At 52.1% G+C, this 16,616-nt stretch carries 14 protein-coding genes; 3 read left to right on the top strand and 11 right to left on the bottom strand.

The window, feature by feature from the left end; genetic code table 11:
• Positions 1-46: 46 nt before the first annotated feature.
• From thiM to thiE, 3 genes are read left to right on the top strand one after another with little or no spacing between them, the layout of a single operon-like run.
• Positions 47-838 carry a hydroxyethylthiazole kinase gene (gene thiM / locus HPT30_RS28445; RefSeq protein WP_175374617.1) on the top strand — a complete coding sequence of 264 codons (792 nt, stop codon included), beginning with the start codon at positions 47-49 and terminating at the stop codon, positions 836-838.
• A 57-nt stretch (positions 839-895) separates the two neighbouring features.
• Positions 896-1,711 carry a bifunctional hydroxymethylpyrimidine kinase/phosphomethylpyrimidine kinase gene (gene thiD / locus HPT30_RS28440; protein ID WP_175374616.1) on the top strand — a complete coding sequence of 272 codons (816 nt, stop codon included), beginning with the start codon at positions 896-898 and terminating at the stop codon, positions 1,709-1,711.
• Positions 1,708-2,379 (top strand): thiamine phosphate synthase, encoded by a 672-nt coding sequence (thiE, locus tag HPT30_RS28435; RefSeq protein WP_175374615.1) that lies wholly within the window; start codon positions 1,708-1,710, stop codon positions 2,377-2,379. The genes thiD and thiE overlap by 4 nt, the downstream gene beginning before the upstream one ends.
• Positions 2,380-2,469: 90 nt before the next feature.
• Here the strand turns inward: thiE and HPT30_RS28430 are convergent, their stop codons facing one another.
• From HPT30_RS28430 to desA, 11 genes are all read right to left on the bottom strand, one after another.
• A complete protein-coding gene (locus tag HPT30_RS28430; RefSeq protein ID WP_175374614.1) occupies positions 2,470-3,174 on the bottom strand; it encodes a pseudouridine synthase in 705 nt (234 codons plus the stop codon).
• 43 nt (positions 3,175-3,217) lie between these two features.
• Positions 3,218-3,418 carry a DUF3934 family protein gene (locus HPT30_RS28425; protein WP_175374613.1) on the bottom strand — a complete coding sequence of 67 codons (201 nt, stop codon included), beginning with the start codon at positions 3,416-3,418 and terminating at the stop codon, positions 3,218-3,220.
• A 326-nt stretch (positions 3,419-3,744) separates the two neighbouring features.
• Entirely contained in the window at positions 3,745-4,833 is a 1,089-nt protein-coding gene (gene asd / locus HPT30_RS28420) for an aspartate-semialdehyde dehydrogenase (RefSeq protein WP_175374612.1), read from the bottom strand.
• A gap of 149 nt (positions 4,834-4,982) precedes the next feature.
• Complete coding sequence (locus tag HPT30_RS28415) at positions 4,983-6,200, bottom strand: VWA domain-containing protein (protein ID WP_175374611.1); 1,218 nt, start codon at positions 6,198-6,200, stop codon at positions 4,983-4,985.
• Between the two features lie 2 nt (positions 6,201-6,202).
• Positions 6,203-8,587, bottom strand: coding sequence for a DUF5682 family protein (locus tag HPT30_RS28410; protein WP_175374610.1), 2,385 nt, complete (start codon positions 8,585-8,587; stop codon positions 6,203-6,205).
• Positions 8,584-9,684 carry an ATP-binding protein gene (locus HPT30_RS28405; RefSeq protein WP_175374609.1) on the bottom strand — a complete coding sequence of 367 codons (1,101 nt, stop codon included), beginning with the start codon at positions 9,682-9,684 and terminating at the stop codon, positions 8,584-8,586. The genes HPT30_RS28410 and HPT30_RS28405 overlap by 4 nt, the downstream gene beginning before the upstream one ends.
• The gene (locus tag HPT30_RS28400; protein WP_175374608.1) at positions 9,685-11,523 is read right to left on the bottom strand and encodes a HEAT repeat domain-containing protein; all 1,839 of its coding nucleotides are present in this window, start codon (positions 11,521-11,523) and stop codon (positions 9,685-9,687) included.
• Between the two features lie 30 nt (positions 11,524-11,553).
• Complete coding sequence (locus HPT30_RS28395) at positions 11,554-12,993, bottom strand: SWIM zinc finger family protein (RefSeq protein WP_175374607.1); 1,440 nt, start codon at positions 12,991-12,993, stop codon at positions 11,554-11,556.
• 460 nt (positions 12,994-13,453) lie between these two features.
• The gene (locus tag HPT30_RS28390) at positions 13,454-14,056 is read right to left on the bottom strand and encodes a response regulator transcription factor (protein ID WP_175374606.1); all 603 of its coding nucleotides are present in this window, start codon (positions 14,054-14,056) and stop codon (positions 13,454-13,456) included.
• On the bottom strand, positions 14,053-15,189 hold the full coding sequence (locus tag HPT30_RS28385) for a sensor histidine kinase (protein WP_175374832.1): 1,137 nt from the start codon (positions 15,187-15,189) through the stop codon (positions 14,053-14,055). Before HPT30_RS28385 ends, HPT30_RS28390 begins: the two co-directional genes overlap by 4 nt.
• A 136-nt stretch (positions 15,190-15,325) precedes the next feature.
• Positions 15,326-16,390 (bottom strand): Delta(5) desaturase DesA, encoded by a 1,065-nt coding sequence (gene desA / locus HPT30_RS28380; RefSeq protein ID WP_066370487.1) that lies wholly within the window; start codon positions 16,388-16,390, stop codon positions 15,326-15,328.
• Positions 16,391-16,616: the final 226 nt, after the last annotated feature.

The raw sequence follows: 16,616 nt of genomic DNA, 5'->3' as shown, positions 1-16,616 counted from the left end.
TATGTAGTATCGCGTTACAAATCCAATATTCCCGGGAGGCAATCCAATGACTTATTTGTCCAAGGTAAGGGAGCAGAATCCGCTGATTCACAATATCACTAATATTGTCGTAACCAATTTCACGGCCAATGGACTGTTGGCTCTCGGCGCATCCCCGTTCATGGCGGACTCCCAAGAAGAAGTTGCCGATGTGGCCCAAATGGCCGCCTCTGTTGTACTGAATATCGGCACGCTGAACGAACAGGTTATCCGGTCGATGATTCTGGCAGGACAGTCCGCCAATGTCCATGGTACGCCTGTAGTGCTTGACCCGGTCGGCGCCGGGGCTACGTCTTACCGGACGGAGATCGTCCAGAAGCTGGTCGGTGCAATCTCCCTGACGGCGCTGCGCGGCAATGTCGCCGAGGTCGCCAATGTTGCCGGTGAGCAGTGGGCCATTAAGGGCGTGGATGCTGGCGCAGGTGACGGTGATGCGGTAGGGCTGGCACAAAAAGCTGCGCGTAAGCTGGGCTGCATCGTGATCGTCACCGGCAAAGAGGACATTATTACTGATGGCGTAACGACTTACATTGCTGCCAACGGTCACCCCATTCTGACCAAAGTCACCGGGACCGGATGCCTGCTCAGCGCCGTAACCGGAGCTTTCCTGGCTGTCGGTTCAGATTCACCGCTGGAGGCCGTAGCCGAAGCGATTTCTTTCTATGGCGTAGCTGCGGAAATCGCCGAGGAGCGGACGCGTGGACAGGGTCCAGGCAGCTTTCAAATCGAGTTCCTGAACCAGCTTTCGCTGGTTACACCAGATATTTATCAGAAGAGATCGCTGATTAAAAAAGTCTAATTCTGTAACAAAAGCTTCAAATACATCAAGCAACGTTTTTGCGGAAGGAGAATTTATATGAGCGTCTATCAAGCTCTGACGATAGCCGGTTCAGACAGCGGTGGCGGCGCAGGGATTCAAGCGGATCTAAAAACCTTTCAGGAGCTGGGCGTATACGGAATGTCCGCACTGACGGCAATAACCGCTCAGAACACACTTGGTGTTCAAGGCGTGTATCCTCTTGACCTGGAAGCAGTGACAAGACAATTGGATTCCATTGGAGAGGATTTGCAGCCAGGAGCCGTTAAGACCGGTATGCTGTTCAGCAGCGAAATCATCGGTATTGTCGCCGACAAGGTGGAAAAGTATGGCTGGAACCGACTTGTCGTTGATCCGGTGATGGTCGCCAAAGGCGGCTCGCCTTTGCTTCAGCAGGAAGCAGTTGCTGCCCTGATCACAAGGCTGCTGCCCTTGGCGTTCGTAACGACGCCCAACATCCCGGAAGCAGAGCTAATCACGGGCCACAGTATCACCAGCTTGCAGGACCGCGAGCAAGCCGCACGTATTATTGCTGGCATGGGCTCACGCTATGTGATTCTAAAGGGCGGGCATGACGAGTCGACAGAGCAAGTAATTGATCTGCTCTACGATGGACATTCGTTCTTTTATATGGAAAATAAACGTGTGAACACCCCTCATACGCATGGAACGGGCTGCACGTACTCTGCAGCACTGGCTGCGGAGCTCGCCAAAGGGCAGTCTGTGCAGGAAGCGATTCATACGGCCAGAGCCTTCATTCAGGCGGCCATTGAAGACGGGCTGGCCATCGGTGCGGGACATGGGCCGACGAACCATTTTGCCTATCAGAACAGAATGAGGGGTGATCGGGGATGAGTGTTGTGGACAGTCACAAGCTGCGAGAGCAGTTGAGCTTATACTTCATTATGGGTACCGCCAATTGCCGTAAGTCACCAGAAGAGACGCTGAAGGCAGCGATCAAGGGTGGCGCTACGATGTTTCAGTTCCGGGAAAAGGGTCCATCCGCCCTCCACGGGCAAGCCCTTCTCGAGTTGGCAAAATCGCTCCAGTGCCTGTGCCGGGCCGAGGGTGTTCCTTTTATCATCAATGACGATATTGAACTAGCTATTCAGCTCGATGCTGACGGGGTACATATCGGCCAGGAGGATGAGCCGGCGGCATCGATCCGGCAGCGTCTCGGGTCTGGCAAAATCATCGGCGTCTCCGCTCACAATCTAGCGGAAGTGCAGCAAGCCATCTCCGATGGTGCAGACTATCTTGGCATTGGCCCGGTCTACCCTACCCCTTCCAAAGATGACGCACGGGCTGTTCAGGGCACCAGACTCATCACGGAGATCAGGGAGAAGGGCATAGACATCCCGCTTGTAGGCATTGGCGGAATTACGGCCGCTAATACCGCACCGGTCATTGCTGCCGGCGCGGACGGCATTTCGGTGATCTCCGCTATTGCCGGAGCCGCCGACGCCACTGCTGCGGCGAGAGAGTTTGTACAGGCTATAGAACGCGCGCATATAAGACCATAACTGTGTATTGACTATGTGTAGAGTCAATCGACACTAAACCTAATAAAAAGGTGGTGTCCGCTAATCAGCGGGACACCACCTTTTTTCATACTATTTTGCCGCTTCATCCAGCCTTGTCAGCAGGTTCTGGAGCTCTTCTTCTGCCAGGTGGCGCCATTGCCCACGTTCCAGACCGTCCAGCGTAATGTTCATGATTCGAAGGCGCTCCAGCTTCAATACCCTGTACCCTAAAGCTTTGCACATTCTGCGAATCTGGAGATTGAGTCCTTGGGTAAGGATAATCCGAAATCTACATTCACTCTCCCGGTAGATCCGGCAGGGCTTGGTGATAACCCCTAGAATACCCACACCGCTCGCCATGGCTTGCAGAAATTCATCTGTAATTGGATGGTCAACATCCACTACATATTCCTTCTCATGCCCATACTCCGAAGACATCATTTTATTCACGATATCCCCGTTGTTCGTCAATAGAATAAGTCCCTCCGACGCCTTGTCCAGTCTGCCGACTGCGAAAATCCGCGCAGGATAGTTAACGAAATCTATAATGTTACCCTGAACCTCTCTAGCTGCCGTACAAGTAATGCCGACAGGTTTGTTCAAGGCTAGATACACCGGTTCAGAACGCTCTTCCGGAAGGGCTTGACCGTCCACAAGCACTGTATCGCCCGGCTCTACTTCTGCACCTTCCTCGCAGACCCTACCGTTAATGCTGATCCGCCCAGCGGCAATCAAACGGTTGGTCTCCCTTCTGGAATAAACGCCGGACAGGCTTATGTACTTATTGATTCTCATACTAAACCTGCTCTCCCTGCTATGTGCTATGCCAGAAGCCGTCTTACCGGCTTCCTCCGCTCTTATTCGCGCCTGGTTTTACTGTACCACTTTTGGCACCAGCGGCTCCCTTAGCGTCAGAAGCACCTGAGGCACCGCCCTTCAAGAACTTGGGCTTTACTGGCTTTGCTGTCTTATTCCAGCGTGTCCATCCCTTGCTGCCTGTTCCACGACCTGTGCCGCCGCCCTTACTCTTTGCACCCATATGATCACTCCATTACTATTTCTCTGATGTTTACTCACATTGAACTTTATCTTTACATAGACTAAGGTCGTCATTGCGGAAAATGTTTGGGTTTTCGGCCGCTGTTGTCTCCAGATTTCTTATAATTATATCCTCTTCCATTGAAAAAATCTGGAGACAAAGGCGGACGCTATCGCTCCTACAACTCCAAACTTTTCCTCCATTCCTTTTCTCCATGTTTTTTCAGTTCAATCTATACATCATACCATTACCTTCGCCAAAAAGCCGAAAAAAAACACAAATCACCCGCCATCCAGAAGGAAGACGGGTGATTACAGCATCATTTATTACGCTTTAGGCTGAATATAACCTTCCGCTTTGAGCAGTTCGGCGATCAGCACCGCACCGCCAGCTGCACCACGCAGCGTGTTGTGCGACAGACCCACGAACTTGAAGTCATGCAGCGAATCTTCGCGCAGACGTCCGGTGGAAACACCCATGCCGTTCTCGATATCCCGGTCCAGCTTCGTCTGTGGACGGTTCTCTTCTTCGAAATAGGTGATGAATTGCTTCGGAGCGCTTGGCAGCTCAAGTTCCTGCGGACGGCCCTTGAAGCTCTTCCAGAGCTCAAGGATCTCTTCCTTGGAAGGTGTCTTCTTGAAGGACACGAATACCGATGCCATATGGCCGTCAGCCACTGGTACACGGATACACTGAGAAGTGACCACAGGCGTGGAAGCTTTCACGATACCCTCTTCGGTCAACTCGCCCCAGATCCGCAGCGGCTCCTGCTCACTCTTCTCTTCTTCGCCACCGATGTAAGGAATCACGTTGTCGATCATTTCTGGCCAATCCGCGAACGTCTTGCCTGCTCCAGAGATCGCTTGGTATGTGCTTACAACAACCTTCTCCGGCTCAAATGCCGCCAAGGCATGCAGTGCTGGCACATAGCTCTGGATAGAACAATTTGGCTTCACGGCAATGAAGCCTGTTGTCGTGCCAAGACGCTTACGCTGCTGCTCGATCACCTTAATATGATCCGGGTTGATCTCCGGGATCACCATCGGTACGTCCGCCGTCCAGCGATGAGCGGAGTTGTTAGAGATGACCGGCGTTCCAGTACGCGCATAGTCTTCTTCCAGCTTCTTGATTTCTTCCTTCTTCATATCTACTGCACAGAAGATCAGGTCCACATCTTTAGCGAATTCTTCTACCTGGGATGCATCCTGAACCATAATATTCTTCACGCTATCAGGAAGTGGAGTATCCAGCTTCCATCTGCCGGCAATGGATTCCTCAAAGTTCTTGCCTGCAGATCTGCTGCTTGCAGCAATTGCAGTCACTTCAAACCAAGGGTGGTTCTCTAGTAAAGCGATAAAGCGTTGGCCTACCATTCCTGTACCGCCGACAATGCCGGCTCTAAGCTTCGTTGTCATGAGATCATACACTTCCTTTTAAGTTACTTCCCTATCATTCATTAGGCCGATTATAAATGATATATGAAAGTTTAACAATATGTTAAATGAAAGACAATCGTTCACTACTATCTATATACACATTCTGACTTGTCTATGTTCCCCGATAATTAGCCTTGAAAAGCACCCAGCCGCTTCGCCAGCTCTGCCAGATCCTGCCCTTTGAGCGCTCCCTCAACCAAACCCGGCAGAAGTGCAGGCGTGCAGGCAAAGCACGGGGTTCCATCACGGGACAATTGCCCCGCCAGACGCTCGTCATAGAAAGGCTTTCCTCGATCCGACAAGGCCAGCAGGCACATCGTTCGCACTCCAGACTCCCGCATTTCACGCATACGCCGGACTAGACCGGATTGGTTGCCGCCCTCATAAAGGTCCGAGACAATAATAAAGAGTGTCTTCTGGGGCTCTTCAATAAACTGCTGACAATACTTCACCGATTTATGAATATCCGTACCGCCGCCGAGCTGAATGCCGAAGAGCATATCTACTGGATCATTCTCGCATTGCTCGGTCAAATCAACAACTTCAGTATCGAAAACCACGACCCGTGTACGTAGCGCCGGAATGCTGGCAAAAATGGAACCGATGACCGAAGCCCAAATAATCGAATCCGCCATGGAGCCGCTTTGGTCAATATCCACAATTACAGTCCATTCCTTACTGCGGCGTGCACGGTCAAAATAATAGAAACGTTCAGGAATAAGCTGCCGTCTCTCTGTGTCATAATGCTTCAGGTTGCGCTGAATCGTCCGCTTCCAATCCAAGCCACTGAGGGAAGGCAGCGGCGAATGCTGCCGCTTGTTGAGCGCTCCGGTGACTGCGCGGCGGATGTCCGTCTCCAGCAGCTTCACCAGATCATCCACCACCGCTTTTACCAGCAGACGGGCTGTGTCCTTCGTCTTCTCGGGGATTTTGCCCTTCAGCGCCAGCAAAGTGCCTACCAGTTGGATATCCGGTTTGACGGTGGCAAGCATTTCCGGCTCGAACAGCAGCTGTTTCCAGCCCTTTCGCTCCATAGCATCATGCTGAATAATCGACACGGTATCCTCCGGGAAAAAGGTCCGCACATCACCGAGCCATTTGGAGAGATGCACAGCCCCATGCCCCGTACCAGCCCCTTTGCCTTTACCGCCCGCTGCTGAACCTCCAGCGTTGCTGGCTGTTCCGGTGTCATCGTATATCGCGGCCAGTGCCGCATCCATGATTTGCTCTTCTGCAGTTAGCGCAACGTTACCCGATTCCGAGTAGCCCGATAGCTGGTCATTTGCACCCTCTCCGAGAATGAGCCTCCATCTTTTCAATGTATGTTCCTGTCTGTTCTCTTCCATGGTCAAAAGTCCTCGAAGTCAAACTCATTCAGATCGTCCAGCATTTTCGTCTCTTCCTCCTTCAATTCACCCGTCAGGATCTCTGCCGCCTGCTCCGAGTTGACACCCCACAGCTCACCCAACAGCTCGGCGATCATGGTCTTCTCTCTTGGCGAGAAGGTGCTGAACGCCCTGCGCAAAAACACAAGCGCCCGGACAAACTCATTGTCCAGCAGAGAGTTGATGTAATCATTGAGCTGCTCCCATAGGCTCATGCGCGACAACAAGCCGTAGCGGTTACGCATGGAAAGGCCCTCGAACCAGCCTGCGCCCAGATCAGCCGGAATGCCTGGAGATAGCCTCCGCGAGACTTCGGCGGCACATTCTGCGGCGGTAATCGCGCCGCGCTCCATCAGGATGGCGCAGGCAAAGCCGGACAACCGCGGGTTACGGTCGTCCCGCTCCGACAGATGCAGCAGCTCCTGAAGCCATAGCTTCCCATCGACGGTGTCGTCATGATCAAGAGCGATGGCGTTCAGCTCATTCATCGCGGCGGTCATTGCCGTGGCTGCTTCATCATTGCAGCCCGCAGCATCGGTCAGGAAGAGACAGCCGCGCAGGAACAGCTGCTCCAGCAGCGGCACTAAAGGCACAGTGTCGATTCTGCGGATATCCCCATAGCCGATGATGATCGACAGCTCCCGCGCAGCCGCTGCAATCTCAACCACATCGCGGCTGTCTACAGCCAAGGTCTGCAGCACCTGCCGGCCTTCCTCAATCTGTGAAGCCATGCCGCATTGACAAGCGATCTTAATCAGTGCCGAAGCTTCTGCAATGGAACGGCATTCGTTCAGCTTCTCGCGGAGCACATAGGCGCAGGCAATTTCTACCGTCTCGCCCAGCAGCGTGGATTCGACAACCTGAATTTCGACCTCCGGAGTCCACTGGATGATCCAGTTCTCGGCCCAGGTCGCCCCATCCTGGCCGCTCGGCTGGCTTTTCGCGAAGGAAATGCCCAGCAGGCTCAGCCGGTGGAACAGGATCGAACGGTTCAAATCCAGAAAGGCCGCTTCCGTGGAAGATACCCGGCGGTTTTCCCGCAGATCCAGCGACAGATCGGAGGCTACCGTAGTTTTGTACTTCTCCAGCTTCAGCTTCTTGAACAACCGGTTCAGATCATCCTGAATCGGAGTCTGGCTAACCCCTTCGGCAAGGCTGCCGATCGCCGTCCCGACATCTACTCTGGCGAGTGCTTCGGCGATGACAGACAAATCGCCGTGACCAAGCAGCGTCTGTGCAGCATCATGCAAATCACGCAGCGTCGGAGCACTTCCGCTATGCAACGCGGCGAGCGCTTCCGCCAGTCGAACCGCCTCTATAACCTCAGCCGTGGAACGGTGGGTTCCCCCGCTGCGTACAAGCCGGGCAACGGAAGACAAATATAGATAAGGCAAATCCTCCGGCGCTCCGGCCACCATCGCTTCCCACATCATCTGGTAATAATGGGGCGCCCGATTCCCCGCCCCATATCCGGACATCGTGGACAATTTATAATAAGAATAAGGCATCAGTGTCAGCTTAGTACTACGTGAAGGCAATGATGCTAATTCTTCATCAGTCATGTAATCCGTCACATCAGCCAAAGCCGCTGCGTGATAGGCCCCGCAGATGACCACGATCCGCTCCGGGTCATGGCCAGCGGCAATGGTGTCTCTAATCTGCCGTCTCATATAGGACTCACGTACGTAGTTGTAGGCATGCTCTATCGGCTGTTCCCGCTGCTCCTGCCCTTCAGAGAGATTCCGCATCTCGGCAGAAAAGGAGAGAATGGCTTCCCGGTAAGCGCCTGGGCTGGCATTGTGCTCATAATTCCGTTCCCAGTACATATCGTAATCATGCTCACCCGCGGCGCTGGCAATCCGGCTGTATAGGGAAGGCGATGCGTCTCCATGCGCCTTCTGCTCTTCTGTCTCCTTGTCTGGACCAGTTACCAACGCAGAAGGTTCGCCCGCCTTCCCGGATCCCGGCGCTGTATCATGCTCCAGCTCTGTTGAAGGTCTTGAAGTGTCCTGCAACGCCAGAATGACTGACGATGGCAGATCAATGAAAGAGGCCATCGCGCCATTCGCCTCCGCCCATTGCAGGCCTTGCAGCTCAGGTGAGTACACGGCGAACGGCCATAACGCTGTCCGTACTGGCAAATCAGCGGTGAACGCCAATACAGCAACCGGAGGCTTGGTTTCTTTATTCGTCAAATGGCGAATTTCAGCCGTGGCGTCTGCCGGGCCTTCAATCAGTACCGCCGTCGGCTGAAGCTCATCCAGGAAATCCAGCAGATGCTTTGCACCGCCCGGAGACAGATGCCGCACCCCAAAAATATGCACAGCCGCTTCAGCAGTTGGTCTCACTCGTTCATCTCCTTACAGGCTTGATACAGGCCGCGCCACTCGGCTCCTCTTTTCTTCATTACATTATTAAGATATTCTTTCCAGACCAGCTTATCCTTGTCATCATCCTTGACAATTGCCCCCTGAAGCCCGGCAGCGAGATCCTCGTCTGTCAGCTCGCCGCCGCCAAAGCTTGCGGCCAGCGCCATGCTGTTCGTGAGCAGGGAGATTGCCTCGGCTGTCGAGATTACACCTGCCGGGGACTTCACCTTCTCTTTCTTGTCAAGCGTCATGCCGCTGCGCAGCTCGCGGAAGATGGTGACCACCTTCAGCAAAGCTTCATCGGCAGGCACCGCAGCCTGCAATTCGTAGGAGGATGCAATCTCGCCAACCCGTTTTTTAACAATGGACAGCTCAGTTTCCAGGTCCGACGGTGCGGGCAGCACAATGATGTTGAACCGCCGCTTAAGGGCCGCCGACATTTCATTAACCCCACGGTCCCGTGTATTGGCGGTGGCGATGATGGAGAAGCCTTTGCGGGCCCCGGTCTCTTTGCCCAGTTCAGGAACCGAGATCGTCTTCTCAGACAAAATCGAGATCAGCGCGTCCTGCACTTCCGAAGCGCAGCGGGAGATTTCTTCAAAGCGGGCAATCCCGCCCTCTTCCATCGCACGCATAATCGGGCTTTTAACCAAAGCCTCAGGCGTCGGCCCGTTCGCCAGCAACATAGCATAGTTCCAGGAATAGCGGACATGCTCTTCGCTTGTTCCCGCCGTTCCTTGAACGACAAGACCCGAATTGCCATAGATCGCCGCTGACAAATTCTCGGACAGCCACGATTTTGCCGTACCCGGCTCCCCGATCAGAAGGAGAGCCCGGTCAGTCACCAGTGTAGCGATGGCCATTTCAATTAATCGGGTATTGCCGATGTACTTGGGTGTAATAACTGTCTTACCGGCCTTGCCGCCTACGATAAATGTCAATACCGAGCGTGGAGACATCTGCCAGCCGGCAGGAATTTTCCCCTTATCCGCTTTGATCAACGCCTCCAACTCCTCGCGGTACAGAATCTCCGCTGGAAGGCGCATGTAATCCTGAAGCTGAGCTTGCTCTGTCATTTATTGTTCTCCCCTTTGGCTTAAAGTTCTTATCACATAAGACAACTGCTCGCCTGCTTCATATCTGTACGTAGGAAGCACTGCTTCCAGACGTGGCAAGAAAGACGAAGGCAGCCCGCAGAGCAGATCGAACACATAAATATCTAATACATAGCAATTGTTGTTGCGCTTATCCTCCAAAGCAGCCATCAGCGCTTCTTGCCGCACGTCAAGTTCAGCTCCGACCCGTTCCAGTCCCATGAGCAGGAGACTAGCATATTTATTGCGGAACTCCGGATTATTGTTCAGCTTGCGCAGCAAATACTTCTGTATCAAGGACTCCCCTGGTCTGGCAAATGCACTGACAAGCTCCGGTTTGTTCTTCTCCAGCGACCAGCGCAGCCAGCGCGTGTCCCAGCAATCAGCGATTTCCTCTGGAGAAACCGGCTCCAGGGAAGAGATGGCATAATACCTGCTGGAGGACGGTCTCCACACTGCGTCATACGTTTGATAAGATCGTTGTATCACCAGATCTTCGATAACTTGCAGCAGCTTTTGTTCGCGCTGTTTGGTCCCCTTGTCAGGTGTTGCATCAAGCTGGTTCGCCAGCGGCTCGGCATACTGTTCATACAACACTGCCGGAGACCAGAGGCGGAAGGCAAGCTGGAAGGCATGCGGAAGATAGCGGTGGTTCTTCTCCTCTACTTGCTGGATCAAAGTAAGCCCTTCAAGGGTGTTCAGGCTCCCTATGTAATTAGCTGCCCAATCGACAAGCTCAATCCAGCCTAATGAAGTATACAAGGAATGCTGTTGCAAAATGCTGCTGTAGATTTCCGTCAGACCTTCACTGTATTTGCCCACTACGGCCAGCTGGTAATGATTCAACCGGGTCCGCAGACTTTCTTCCCGCTTCTTGTCTCCCTTTACTTCTGGCGTCTTCTCCAGATCAGCTGCAAAATCACGCACAATTCGTGCGTCCAGCCGTTCAGACTCACTTAGAGCGCTCGCCGCCAGTTCGATATCCTTGCCGCTAAATGCCTCGTACAGACGGTCGGCAGCCTGAACCGTTTCGCTCGCCGCAAGAGCCCTGAAGGCTGCTTCCCGGATCGGCTTTTTCTTCTCCATCGAGAAATTCAGCAATGCAGCTTCATAACCGGCATATCCAGCCAGCAGCCTGATGGCCGTCGTCCGCACTTCATCCGAACCATTCTCTGCCGCTTGACAGATGAAGTCCATCTGTTCTGCCCCGCTCACCCGTTCAATCACATGCAGCTTGCGGGACTCGCTTTTACCCCCGGACGGATCAAAACCTTCCAGCAAAAAAGCCGTTATAGGCTTGCCGTAGGCTGGGAGGATGGCATCCCGCGCGAATTCGGCCAGCTCAGAATAAGGATCTCTGAGCGCAGCTATCGCGGCGGGAAGCAGTCGCAAATCCTGAAAAACACCCTGTTCATACGCATCCTTCACAATCTCGTAACGCCCGCTGCCGGTTGTGGACAGTGCCTGCTGCACCTCCGCCAGCTTGCGGTAGGATAAATTGGTCTTCAGCAGTATGGGGCGGCTCGCAAGCTTGCCCGGTTCGGCAAGGGGGACTGTTGAGCCTTGGGTGTACAGTATCGAACCCAGCAGCAGTGCCAGATCCTGGAGCTTCACGGCTGAAGCTGTCCCCTGTTCTTCCGCCTGTTCTACCAGAGAGGAGATACCCTCCCCCAATCTTTTAAATACCGGTGACCGTTCACCAAGCTGCTGAAACTGCGGCAAAAGACGTTTAAGCCGGAAATCGCCCGCAGCCAGATCACTCCCGGCAATATACAATCTTCTAAGCTCCTGGTTAAGCTCTTGTAATAAAGCGGTACTCATGGGATAACCCCCTATTGTAATTTTGGATAATTAGTATAAAAGTCGGGTTATCCCGGCATCGTTGATAACGGTGAGCGGCTGGGCAACGAGGCGTCCTTGGTCAGACAAATGTTCGAGCATGACAAGAACAGCAATATCCTCCTGCCATTCAGGCGCAAGGTACGGCAGCAGTTCTGTCGTGCCCTGTGGCAAGGACGGAATGTTCTCCAACACCAGATGCTGTCCGGATTCATCCGTCAGCGTGTATTGCCCGCCCTCCGTCTGACCCAGCCTTGCGGCATGTAACAGCAGGACAGGATTCTTTTCTCCAAGCGGATTCTTCAATTCGTTCTTCGCTTTCTTCAAAGCTTCCGCATAGGAACGCTGCGCGTTGGCCGAGACAGCGGCCAGGTCAGCACCAGTTACAGCCCTCGGCAGCATCTCGTCATAGCGGACCCGGACGTTCATTTGTCCTGGATAACGGTACAATAGAGGAAGCTGCGCCACTTCAAAGAAGCTGTCGTCCTCCCGCAAATGCTTGGCAGCCTTATATGGCCGGTATTGCACAGTTCTGTGAATGTCTCCTGTGGCCTGCTCCAGCCAGTATCCAAGATCCACATATTCCTGACGGGCAGCGTCATCATAACTATAAAAAGCAAGCTGAAGCAGCTCTGCTCCCTCTGTCACGAGTCCAACCTCCTTCAGCTCCGCGAGCTGCCAGGCATGCCCCAGCCATTCCTCGATGGTGGATTCATGGTCACGGGCCAATTCAGGGTCCTCCTGCTTGGCAGTCAGATAGGTCCGGCCCTTCTTGATAAACGCATGCAGCCTGGTTAATTGCTCCACCGCATATGTATAGCTCTCCTCATGATCCTGACCCCTGGACAGCAGCAACGCAAAGCGGCGCAGCTCGTTCTGTGCACCGGGCAGATAATAATTGCCCATCTGCTTCACATGCTCATTGATCGTCTTGATCGTTTTGCTGTCAATCGTCGCAAGTCCGCCGCGAATCAGCGAAAGGATCAGCTTCTCCAGCACATCAAGCCCTTCCAGCTGGGCGGTGATTTTTTTCTTCAGGGCAGATTTGTTGACCTTCTTAGGCTTCGGTTCGCTACCTTCCTCAGCCTGCTTCGCCTTTGTCTCCTCCCGCTTTTCCACTTTTTCGCGTTTGGAAAGAATATCCTCCGGCACGGGAGCAATCTGAAATTCCAGACCTTCGCAATAGGCGTACATCAGTCCTAAGGCATGCTTGCAAGGAAACTGACGGCTGGGACAGGTGCAGCGGGCAACCGGCTTCTCAGGAACCACAAAATCGACCGAACAGACATAATTGGACTTGCCGCTACCCGAGCATTGGCCAAACAGCAGCTCACCATTCTCCGAGCGGTTCAGCTCCACAAAGCTTTTCTTCTTCACAAGCCCTTGCCCATTCTTGATGGCGGCCGCATTAGGGGCCAGTGAATCCACATAGGATGAAGTAAGTTCAAGCAAAATATGATTCCTCCCTGTTACGAACAGATATGAGATATGATAGTAGATAAGATCACATGTTTGCATATTATCATATCAAAAAGAATTATATGTTCCAATCCGAGCAGGAAGACCTATAGATAAAGTGGTTAATCTGTCTCAGCAAATCTAAGCACTTAGACTTATTTGAGAGGGATAACCGTGCAAAGATGAAGGAAGATATACTGTATGTCAACAATTAAGAATAGGGGCATGCTAGTCTACAGGACAGAACGCAAAAAGGACACCCTCGTAGCACCATACTACGAAGGTATCCTCATATTTAACTTACTTATATTATTAAGTTAAGCTTGAAGTTCCTACTCATTGAGAGTTTTCAGCGTTGACAAATGCAGCTGTGCTCCGACTACATATAATGTTTCTCTGGGCCGGACGGCTTCGCTAGCGTCAGTAGCGAGCCTCAGTTGCAATGCCGGTTCTTTCATTTGAACCAGCCTTTTTCCTTAAAACGGGTAATCGCCTCGATCCGGTTGCCCACGTCAAGCTTATCCAGAATGACAGAAATATAATTTCGAACCGTGCCAGTTGTAATAAACAGCTGACTTGCGATTTCTTTGGTGTTCTTACCATCAGCGATAAGACCCAGCACTTCCTTTTCCCGTTCCGTCAAGGGATTAACCTCTCCGCCGTACGCCTGATCCATCAGTTCAGGAGCATACATCCGCCGTCCGGCCATCACACTTCGAATGGAGGAGGCTAGTTCTTCACTTGGACTATCCTTAAGCAGATAGGCATGGACTCCAGCCTTCACAGCACGCTCAAAATAACCCGCCCGCGCAAAGGTGGTCAGAATCATGGTCTTGCAGCCGGAATTCTTCAGCGCTTCCGCTGCTTCCAGGCCGCTCATCGCTGGCATCTCAATGTCCATGATACAAATATCCGGTTTATGCAGCTGCACCAGCGACACCGCTTCCTCGCCGTTACTCGCTCGCCCCACCACCTTCATATCCTCTTCCAGATCCAGCAGCGAAGCCAGCGCTCCTAGCAGCATACGTTGATCCTCGGCAATTACTATTTTTATCATGTCGTCTCCTCCTTCACCGGTTGTTTGAATGCATTGGGAACTCTTATCACAAGGGTGGTTCCTCCGCCCTTCACAATATCCATCGTACCGTTAACAAATTCAAGCCGCTCTCTCATGCCCTGCAGGCCGTGTCCTTTAGAATAAATGTTATCCCCAGAAATGCCCGTTCCATTGTCCTTCACAGTGATTGTCAGATCTGTCCGCGAGGGCTGGATCATAATCCAGCATGCCATAGCATTACTGTGCTTCACCACATTGGTGACCGCTTCTTTAATGCACATGCTGAGCACATTTTCCGTAATGAGAGAAGTATTGGTTAGCTTCGGATTACCCTCCAGCAGAAAATCGATCTCTGCCGCCTGAAGAAACTGCCGGATACGTATTAACTCTTCCTCCAGCCGGATCCCCCGCATCTCTGTCACCATCTCCCGCACTTCCTTCAGGGCACTCCGTGCCGTTCGGCGCACATCACCTATTTCAACCACCGCCTGCGCAGGATTCTTATGAATCAGCTTGCTGGCGAGATCGCTCTTGAGCCCGATCAGGGAAAGCTTTTGTCCCAAGGTGTCATGCAGATCACGGGCAATCCGCTGCCGCTCCTCAAGCTTCACTAGTTCGGAGATACGTTTGTTGGCATCCTCCAATTGGCCCTGCAGCTTGTCCTGATTATTGCGGTTATAGGTGGTAACGGGCAGCAGCACAACCGCGATCATACTAACCAGCACAAATGGCAATTGGCTGATAAATACGGGATTGCGCGAGAGCAGCACGTAGTTGATGGACACAATGGTGGTTAACAGATGAATGGAATATAGCGTGAAGAATCCGACCCTGTTCTGGATATTTCCGATAAAGAACGCCAGAAACAGCGCAAAATACACATAGCCAAACAATAGCGTCATCGTAATTGAAACCACTATTTGCACGCTTGTCCAGAAGTACACCAGCCAGCCTTTTGAAATAAAGGATAGTACATAGCACACAAAGAACAGCATGATCATGACGATGCCGGATACCACTTGATAGGTGGAAGAAGACCGGAAAATGAAATAGAACGGAAGAATGTAAAAGACGACCCACACATAAGGGCTGAGTCCGGTGCTTTTATGAAAAATAGAATACCATTTCTGCATATCTGCCATCCTTTTGATCAAAGTTGTTCATCCTTATATTAGCACAAACTTGACAAGTATCGCTTCAAAGGGAAAACAAAAGGAAGAACAGCACCGAACAATGATCTTCGGCTCTGTACTTCCTTGGGTATAGTGTTCAATCTCCCTGAAGAGTCGGTTTATGCACAGTTAACACTTCTGCGACACGCTTGGGATTACGCAGTCTGGCCTTCATCTCCTTGAAGCTCACGAAGCCTTTATTCTCCTCATCCCACAGACGGAAATGAATGGCTTTGAGACTGGTGCCGATCGTAATCGTAGTCGCCTTTTGCAATGGTGGAGTTGAGTTATGCACTTGTTCCAGATTATAGTTAGGCACCTTCGGGCTTAAATGATGTACATGATGGAAGCCGATATTGCCGGTAATCCATTGCAGCAGCTTCGGCAGCTTGTAGTAAGAACTTCCTTCTACCGCAGCTTTCACATAGCTCCACTCGTCTTCGTTCTCGAAGTAGGAGTCTTCGAACTGGTGCTGTACATAGAACAGCCAGATTCCGAGGAAGCCGGATACAAAGACGATAGGCAGTTGCACCAGCAGGAATGCCGGCCAGCCAATGGCCCAAATAAGCACACCGTACAGCACAACAAGCGAGACATTAGTGAGGTACGTGTTCATCCGCTCTTTGCGCTTGGCTCCCTTGGCGTTAAACCGGTATTGGAGCAAGAACACAGCGATCGGTCCAATGCCGAACATAACAATCGGGTTACGGTAAATCCGGTAGTACAGCCGCTTCCATGAAGAGGCCTCAGTATATTCATTCACGGTCATGATCCAGATGTCGCCAATCCCTCTTTTGTCGAGGTTGCTGCTGGTTGCATGGTGGATAGAATGGCTATGCTTCCACTGCCGGTAAGGAACCAGTGTCAGAATGCCGGTAATGGTACCTACGATATCGTTGGCCCGGCGGCTTTTGAAGAACGAGCCATGGCAGCAGTCATGAAAAATGATAAATGTTCGAATCACGAAGCCTGCGGCTGGGATTGCAAACAACAATGTAAGCCAATAGGATACAGACAGGCTAAAGTAGGCGCTGCACCATAATACTACAAGCGGTAACAGCGTATTTATAAGCTGCTTTATACTTCGTGTACGATCCGTTTTCTCATAAGGAGCTACACTTTTTTTTAGGCTGGCGAGCTGGGCTGACTGATCTTTGCGCATGGTCGTCGTTCCTCCTTGATGTATCCCGCTGGGGAAACACTTCTGCTACTAAGTATAGAGGAGACAGTGTCATCCTTTAAGACACAAACATCAAGTAGGCAGTATGACATATGTCATATTCCAGCCGGGGACGTCACGCGGCCAACCCAACACGCTAAGTTCAAATCATTAACCGATGGTGGTGTTCTATTGGATTTATGGCCGGAGGACAGGTATACTATTTTTA

Origin of the sequence: Paenibacillus agri (genome assembly GCF_013359945.1) — a bacterium.
Taxonomy (GTDB): domain Bacteria; phylum Bacillota; class Bacilli; order Paenibacillales; family Paenibacillaceae; genus Paenibacillus_AQ; species Paenibacillus_AQ agri.
This window is presented reverse-complemented; position numbering and strand designations above follow the sequence as displayed.